This window comes from Collinsella sp. AF37-9, from assembly GCF_003475115.1.
Taxonomy (GTDB): Bacteria; Actinomycetota; Coriobacteriia; order Coriobacteriales; family Coriobacteriaceae; genus Collinsella.
Window position 1 is genome coordinate 89,324 of record NZ_QROQ01000006.1, and the last position, 8,482, is coordinate 97,805.

7 protein-coding genes are annotated in these 8,482 nt (G+C 61.7%); all 7 read left to right on the forward strand.

Annotation, left to right across the window (positions count from 1 at the left end):
• The first annotated feature begins 1 nt into the window (after window position 1).
• Complete coding sequence (gene aroC / locus DW024_RS03435) at window positions 2-1,099, forward strand: chorismate synthase (RefSeq protein ID WP_118376976.1); 1,098 nt, start codon at window positions 2-4, stop codon at window positions 1,097-1,099.
• A 43-nt stretch (window positions 1,100-1,142) separates the two neighbouring features.
• Window positions 1,143-2,288, forward strand: a complete 1,146-nt coding sequence (pheA, locus tag DW024_RS03440; RefSeq protein WP_118376977.1) for a prephenate dehydratase — start codon at window positions 1,143-1,145, stop codon at window positions 2,286-2,288.
• The gene (locus tag DW024_RS03445) at window positions 2,289-3,539 is read left to right on the forward strand and encodes a shikimate kinase (RefSeq protein WP_118376978.1); all 1,251 of its coding nucleotides are present in this window, start codon (window positions 2,289-2,291) and stop codon (window positions 3,537-3,539) included.
• A gap of 64 nt (window positions 3,540-3,603) precedes the next feature.
• Window positions 3,604-4,041 carry a type II 3-dehydroquinate dehydratase gene (gene aroQ, locus DW024_RS03450; RefSeq protein WP_118376979.1) on the forward strand — a complete coding sequence of 146 codons (438 nt, stop codon included), beginning with the start codon at window positions 3,604-3,606 and terminating at the stop codon, window positions 4,039-4,041.
• A 78-nt stretch (window positions 4,042-4,119) separates the two neighbouring features.
• On the forward strand, window positions 4,120-5,244 hold the full coding sequence (gene glf / locus DW024_RS03455; protein WP_118376980.1) for a UDP-galactopyranose mutase: 1,125 nt from the start codon (window positions 4,120-4,122) through the stop codon (window positions 5,242-5,244).
• A gap of 236 nt (window positions 5,245-5,480) precedes the next feature.
• Complete coding sequence (locus tag DW024_RS03460) at window positions 5,481-7,256, forward strand: phosphotransferase (RefSeq protein WP_118376981.1); 1,776 nt, start codon at window positions 5,481-5,483, stop codon at window positions 7,254-7,256.
• A gap of 215 nt (window positions 7,257-7,471) precedes the next feature.
• Window positions 7,472-8,482 (forward strand): IS110 family transposase (locus tag DW024_RS03465; RefSeq protein ID WP_233541323.1); only part of this gene is annotated, 1,011 nt, incomplete at its 3' end.

The following is an 8,482-nucleotide window of genomic DNA, read 5'->3' on the forward strand; positions in this document are numbered from 1 at the left end:
CATGTCCTCGACCTTTGGCAACGTCTTGCACTTAAGCATCTTCGGCCAGTCGCACTCCCCCGCCATCGGCTGCTCACTCGATGGCATCCCGGCGGGCATCGCCGTGGACCAGGAGCAGCTGCAGGCCTTCCTTGACCGTCGCGCCCCCGGTCGCGACGAGACCGCAACCAAGCGCCGCGAGGCTGACGCCGCGCACATCATCGCCGGTGTGGTCGATGGACATACCACCGGCGCGCCCATCGCCGCGATTATCGAGAACACCAACACGCGCTCCAAGGATTACTCCGAGCTGCGCCGCAAGCCCCGCCCCGGACATGCGGACTTCCCTGCGCGCGTGAAGTATCACAACATGCACGATGTCGCCGGTGGCGGGCACTTCTCCGGCCGCCTAACGGCACCCCTGTGCATCGCCGGCGGCATTGCGCTGCAGGCACTCGAGGCCCGCGGCATTAAAGTAATGGCGCACGTCGCGCAGATCGGCGGCATCTCCGACCTGCCGATGGACGATATGGTCTATCGCGAGGCCGACCGCAAAGCGATCCTAACGAACGATCTTCCTTGCATTGACGCCGCCGCAGCCGGCCGCATGCGTGAGGAGATCCTAGCCGCACGCGACGAACTCGACAGCATCGGCGGCATCGTGGAGTGCGGCATCTACGGACTTCCCGCAGGCATCGGCGACCCCATGTTCGACGGCATCGAGAACCGCATCGCGCAGATCGCGTTTGGCATTCCCGCCGTAAAGGGCGTGGAGTTTGGCATGGGCTTTGCCGTGGCCGCCATGCGCGGCAGCGAGAACAATGATCCGTATCGCATCGATGCCGAGACCGGCGAGATCGAGGTCGAGTCCAACAACGCCGGCGGCATCCTGGGCGGTATTTCGACCGGCGCGCCCGTCATGTGGCGCATGGCCGTAAAGCCGACGCCCTCCATTGGCCGCGAGCAGCAGACGGTGGACATGGACGCTATGGAAAATGCCGAGCTCTCGGTCCACGGCCGCCACGATCCCTGCATCGTCCCCCGAGCTGTCCCCGTAGCCGAGGCAGCCGCCGCCCTTGCCATCTGGGACGCCCTCCTCGAAGACGCCGCCCAGCGCTAACTACCCACCCCTCAACATCCCCCGACACGTGAAAGGGGTCTCCATGGACCTTGCTGACATCCGCCAGGCCATCGATGGCATCGACACCACGCTCCTCAACAGCTTTGTCGAGCGCATGGACATTGCCACCGAGGTCGCCAAGTCAAAATTCGAGATGGGCAAGGCCGTCTTCGACCCCGCCCGTGAGCGCTCCAAGCTCAACAACCTCGCCAGCCGCGCGCCCGAGCGCTACGAGGCGCAGACCATCACCCTGTTCCGTCTCCTCATGAGCATGAGCAAGGCCGAGCAGCAGCGCTACATCAACGAACTCAAGGGCATCACGCTCTCGCAAAGGGCACACGCCACGGCCGAGGCCTTCGATACGCCCTTCCCCCAGACGGCCACCGTCGCCTGCCAGGGTGTTGAGGGCGCTTACAGTCAAATCGCCGCGTGCAAACTCTTCGACGTGCCCGACATCGCGTTTTTCGAGACCTTCGAGGGCGTTATGCGCGCCGTGCGCGACGGCTTCTGCGAGTTTGGCGTGCTGCCCATCGAGAACTCCACCGCCGGCTCAGTCAACGCTGTCTACGACCTGCTCGCCCAGTTCGACTTCCACATCGTGCGCTCGCTTCGCCTCAAAATCGACCACAACTTGCTCGTCAAGCCCGGCGCCAAGCTTGCGGACGTGCACGAGGTCTACAGCCACGGCCAGGCCATTGCCCAATGCGCCGGCTTTATCGAGGCGCACGACCTGCACGCCACCAAGTACCCCAACACGGCCATGTCGGCCGAGATGGTCGCCAGCTCCGAACGCACCGATGTTGCCGCGATCGCATCGCGCAGCTGCGCCGCACTCTACGGCCTGGAGGTACTGGAGCCCAACATCCAGGACTCGGACAACAACTACACGCGCTTTGTCGTCATCAGCCGCGAGCCACGCGTCTACCCCGGCGCCAACCGCACCTCGCTCATGATTACCACGGCCAACGAGCCGGGCGCACTCTATCGCGTACTCGAGCGCTTCTACGCGCTCAATATCAACCTCATCAAGCTCGAGAGCCGCCCCATCCCCGGGCACGACTTTGAGTTTATGTTCTACTTTGACCTGGACTGCCCCTTTGGCAGCAAGGCCCTCGATGACCTGCTCGATTCCATCGACGACGTGTGCGAGAGCTTCACCTACTTTGGCAGTTACACGGAGGTGCTCTAGATGACCGATGTCGCCGCAACCCGCCCCTACGGAGTGCTGGGCCGCGTGCTGGGCCACAGCTACACCCCGACCATCTACAAGGAGCTCGCGGGGCTCGAGTACGTACGATTTGAGCGCGAGCCCGAGGACCTCCAGGCTTTTATGACGGGTGACGAATGGGAGGGCACCAACGTGACCATCCCCTACAAGCGCGCCGTCATGGAATACCTGGACGAGCTGAGTCCACTCGCCGAGCGTATGGGAAACGTCAACACCATCACGCGCCTGCCCGACGGCCGCCTGCGCGGCGACAACACCGACTACTTCGGTTTCCAGTGCCTGGTCGAGGAGCTGGGTGTGGAGATTGCCGGCAAGAAGGTCCTCGTGCTCGGAGCCACCGGAGGCGCCGGCACCACGGCCAGCATGGTGCTGGGCGACCTGGGCGCGCTCGTGGTGCCCGTGGGACGCGCGAGCGAGGTCAACTACGGTAACATCGCACAGCAGTCCGACGCCGCGTTGCTCGTCAACTGCACGCCTGCCGGTATGTTCCCCCACTGCCCCGACGCGCCTTGCACGCTCGAGGGCCTCGACGCGCTCGAGGGCGTCATCGATATCGTTTACAACCCCGCTCGCACGGGACTCATGCTCGAGGCCGAGCGTCGCGGCATCCCCTGCATCGGCGGTCTGCTCATGCTTGTAGCCCAGGCGGCGCAAGCCGTCGAGCGCTATACCGGCCAGGTCACCCCGCGCGGGCGCATCCTGGACGTGACGGAGCGCCTGTCTCACCGCGAGCAGAACATCGCCCTGATCGGCATGCCGGGCTCGGGCAAAACCCGCGTGGGTGAGCAGATCGCCCTGCTCACCGGCCGCGAGCACATCGACCTGGACCGCGCCCTCGAGGAGCGCCTGGGCATGCCCTGCGCCGACTTTATCGTCGAGCGCGGCGAGGCGGCGTTCCGCGAACAGGAGACGGCGGCGCTGGCCGACATCTCCAAGCGCAGCGGCCTGGTGCTTTCCACCGGCGGCGGCGTGGTCACGCGCGACGAGAACTACCCGCTGCTGCACCAGAACAGCCAGATTGTGATGCTCAACCGCAAGCTCGACGAGCTCGCCCACAAGGGTCGCCCCATCACCGCCCGCGATGGCATCGACAAGCTGGCCGAGCAGCGCATGCCGCGCTACCGCGCCTGGGCCGACTACCTCATCGACTCGCGCGATTGCGCCGCCAACACCGCCCAAGCCCTCCTCGACACCCTCCCACCCGCTCTCTAATCAAAACCACCACAAAGGGGACAGGCGCCCTTGTGGTGGTTTCTCGACTGCAAAGGAAGCAACCATGAAAGTACTCGTCATCAACGGTCCCAACCTCAACATGCTTGGCATTCGCGAGCCGGGCATCTATGGCAGCGACAACTACGACCGCTTAGTGCAGATCTGCCAGGAAGCGGGCGCCGCACAGGACTTCGACGAGGTCGAGGTCTTCCAGTCTAACCACGAAGGCAGCATCGTCGACAAGATCCAGGAGGCATACGGCAAGGTCGACGGCATCGTCATCAACCCGGCAGCTTACACGCATACGAGCGTGGCGATCCTCGACGCCCTCAAGGCCGTCGCCATCCCTGCCGTCGAGGTCCACATCAGCGCCGTCGAGACGCGCGAGGACTTCCGTCAGGTGAGCTATGCACGCCTGGCATGCTTTGCCACCATCACCGGCGAAGGCCTCCAAGGCTACGCTCACGCGCTGGAGCTGCTGAAAGGGTATCTGCTACACTAATCACTGGGGGAAATGAGTCAGAAAGGTTTGTCCCTAAACTAAAGTAACTGTCCAATTGACATACAAAGGAGCATATCCATGTCCCAGTACGATTACCTTGTCGTCGGTGCCGGCCTTTCGGGCGCCGTCTTTGCCAATGCCGCCAAGCGCGCCGGCAAATCGGTCCTGGTCATCGATCGCCGCGATCACATTGCCGGCAACATCTACACCGAGGATGTCGAGGGCATCCAGGTGCACCGCTACGGCGCGCATATCTTCCACACTTCCATGAAGGATGTCTGGGACTACGTCAACCGCTTCGCCGAGTTCAACAACTACGTCAACTCGCCGGTAGCCAACTTCCACGGCAACATGTACAACATGCCCTTCAACATGAACACCTTCGCCAAGATGTGGCCGGGCGTCGTCACGCCGGCGGACGCCAAGGCCAAGATCGCCGAGCAGGTGGCCGCCGAGAACATCGGCGAGCCGCAGAACCTCGAGGAGCAGGCACTGTCGCTCGTCGGCCGCGACATCTTCGAGACGCTCGTGAAGGGTTACACCGAGAAGCAGTGGGGCCGCGACTGCAAGGACCTGCCCGCGAGCATCATCAAGCGCCTCCCCTGCCGCTTTACCTACGACAACAACTATTTCAACGACCGCTACCAGGGCATCCCCATGGGCGGCTACACCAAGATGGTCGCCAACATGCTCGAGGGCGTCGAGGTGCGCTGCGGCGTGGAATACAAGGAGCTGATCGCCGCCGAGCCCGATATCGCCGCCAAGACGATCTACTGCGGCCCCATCGACGCGTTCTACGACTTTAAGCTGGGCACGCTCGAGTACCGCAGCCTGCGCTTTGAGACCGAGACCCTCGACGAGCAGGACCACCAGGGCGTGGCCGTGGTCAACTACACCGAGCGCGAGGTCCCCTACACGCGCATCATCGAGCACAAGCACTTTGAGTTCGGCACGCAGGACAAGACCGTCATCACGCGCGAGTACCCGGCCGACTGGAAGCCCGGCGACGAGCCCTACTACCCCATCAACGACGCCAAGAACGAGGCCCTGTACAAGCAGTACGAGGAGCTGGCGGCGCAGGAGGGCGACGTGATCTTTGCCGGTCGTCTGGGCGGCTACAAGTACTACGACATGGACAAGGCCATCGCCGCGGCATTCGAACTCGTCCGCAACGAGCTAGGTGTGGAGCCCACGGAGGCGTAGGATTAAGCATTAATAATTGCCGGCTACTCTGAATGCTAGACGACATTTGGTTTAAGAGTTGCGCATAACAGTCCATAACGCCTTTTTGATAAAAGTCTCCCCCGCTCACGCATTGGAGGGTTCGAACAAATGACATTTGCTCGAACCCTCCAATGGATAGTAAAACGGAAAGTAATGCCTTCAGCTGTTCAGGTTCGCGATAGCATCTGACAAAACCGAACGCAAAGGAACCATTAATGCAGCTTACGCATAAACAGTTTAACGTTCTCTATGCCCTGAGCAGACGTCCCGGCATTACGCAACAACAACTTGCGAGCGAGTGCGAGATTGGGCTTACAGCGGCAAATGCCGCCGTAATAGACCTCTCAGAAGCCGGCCTCATCAAGGACGCCCGTCTCACGCCTAAGGGCATGACCGCGCTAAAACCCTACGCCGTGGACAATGCTGTTATCCTTGCGGCAGGCCTCTCCAGTCGCTTCGCCCCCATCTCCTATGAACGCCCCAAGGGGCTTCTCAAAGTTCGTGGCGAAGTCCTGATCGAGCGCCAAATTGAACAGCTACACGAAGCCGGGATTTTCGACATCGTCGTCGTTGTGGGATACAAGAAGGAGTCCTTCTACTACCTCGAGGACAAATACGGCGTTAAGGTCATCGTGAATTGCGCCTACGCTGAGCGCAATAACAATTCCTCGATTATGCTCGTGCGTGAGATGTTGGGCAATACGTACATCTGCTCCTCGGACAACTATTTCGAGAAGAACCCTTTCACAGACCATGCCTGGAAGGCCTACTACTCAGCCGAGTTCAACCAGGGCCAGACACCTGAATGGTGCCTGGAAACCGACACCCACGACCGCATCACCAAAGTTAGGGTCGGCGGGTCCGATGCATGGTATATGATTGGCCACGCTTATTTCGATCGAGAGTTCTCAACTCGTTTTCGAGAGATTCTTGAGGCAGAATACGACCTCCCCCAAACCCGCAACAAACTCTGGGAAGATCTCTATGCCGATCATATCAACGAGCTTGACATGCAAATCCGCAGGTACGACCCGCCCACCATCCACGAGTTCGACTCACTCGACGAGCTGCGCAACTTCGACCCTCTTTTCATCGAAAACCTTGATTCCGAGATTTTCGACAACATCGTTGCCGTCTTGGGATGCGATAAATCCGAAATTCGCGACGTCTATCCGCTCAAACAGGGACTTACGAACCTCAGCTGCCACTTTACGACCGATGACGGCGAGTGGGTCTACCGACACCCCGGCGTAGGAACCGAGCTCCTTGTAGACCGCAAAGCCGAAAAAACCGCACTCGAGACTGCACGCACGCTCGGCCTTGACTCCACCTTTGTTTTTGCGAATCCCCGCCGCGGCTGGAAGGTGTCACGATTTGTGAAGAATTGTAGAAACCTCGACGTTCACGACGACGCCCAATTGGCCCAAGCCATGCAAATGGCCCGCAGTCTTCACGATAGCGGTGCAAAAGTTAATCGCTGTTTTAGCTTCTATGAAGAGGGAAGGGGCTACGAACGTGCCATTCTAAAACACGGGCTCATCGATGTGCCGGATTTGCCCGAGATGGACACGCAGGCAGCCGAACTGAACAGAATGCTCATTGCCGACGGTGGCGATCCAGTCCTCTGCCACAACGATTTCTTTAGTCTCAACTTCCTCGTAAGCGGCGACGGCCATGTCGATCTCATTGACTGGGAATACGCCGGTATGAGTGACTATGCCAACGATTTTGGAACATTCTGTGTTTGTGAACAGTTAACCGAGAAGAAAATGTGCAGGGCACTAGAGCATTACTTCAGCCGCAAGCCAACCGATGCAGAATGGCGTCACAACCTGGGCCAGGTGGGCATGGCGGGCTGGTGCTGGTACACATGGGCGCTGCTTAAAGAGGCAGAAGGCGATAACGTTGGCGAGTGGTCCCATATCTACTACCATTATGCCAAAACTTACCTTAAGAAGGCGCTCGAGCTTTACAAGGAGCACAACGGGTAAGCAGCGGATTATCTCCCCATCACATATTTAAAAGGAACAAGGTCAAGGCGGCATCCTCAGCGGCGACGACCGCCATGGCAAGGGGTGCCGAGACGATATGAGCAGGACATAAACATTGAGAGCCCCTGCTGCATGAAAGACCGCGGATTAGGCCGACAATGGTGAGTGTCTAATCCAGCCGCGGCGGCCACGCCGCATTCATGGAAGGGGCTCCCATGCTCGATACTACCACCTTCGTCGGCCTCGACGTCCACGCCCGCTCGATAAAGGCCGTCTCCCTCGACGTCATGACCGGGGAGGTGCGCGCCGCGACCTTCGGCTACGACGCCGGCGCCGTCGCGGAGTGGGTCCGCTCCGTGGACCCCGGGGCCAGGTGCGTGTACGAGTCCGGGGTCACGGGCTTCGACCTGCAGAAGAGGCTCTCCGGCCTGGGTGTCGACTGCGTGGTCGGCGCCGTCTCGAAGATGATCAAGCCCAGCGCGGACAGGCGCAGGAAGAACGACCGCAACGACGCCGAGTTCCTCGCCCGCATGCTGTCGGTCGGCAACGTGGTCGAGGTGTGGGTCCCCGACGACGAGTGCGAGGCCGCCCGCGACCTGACCAGGGCGCTCGAGGACGCGAGGGACGACCTCTCGCGCTCGAAGCAGCGGCTCTCCAAGTTCCCGCTAAGGCACGGGCTCGTCTTCGACGAGAGGACGCCCACCGGCCGCAGGAAGGGCAACTGGACCCGGGCGCACTGGTCCTGGATCGAGTCGATTAGGTTCGCGGAGGGGGCCGACGAGGAGGTGCTCGCCTACTACGTCGACGCGGTCAGGCGGGCGGCGGAGGAGAAGGCGAGGCTCGAGGGGCTCGTCGAGGCCGAGGCCCGCAAGCCCAGGTGGCGGAAGAGGGTCGACTCCCTGCGCTGCCTCAAGGGCGTCGACACCGCTTCCGCCGCCGACCTCGTGTTCGAGGCCGGCGAGTTCTCGAGGTTCAGGAACGCCCGCTCGTTCGCCGCGTGGGTCGGCCTGACGCCCTCCGAGCACTCCAGCGGGGAGAGCGACCGCAGGGGCGCGATCACCAAGGCCGGCAACAAGCACCTGAGGAAGACGCTGGTCGAGGCCGCGTGGCACTACCTGACGTGCTCGGGGCGGCCGAAGGACCTCGCCAGGGGCCAGGCCCCGGACCGGGGCGCCCGGAGGCATGCCGCCAAGGGCGTGCGGAGGCTGGTCGAGAGGCGGGGGGGG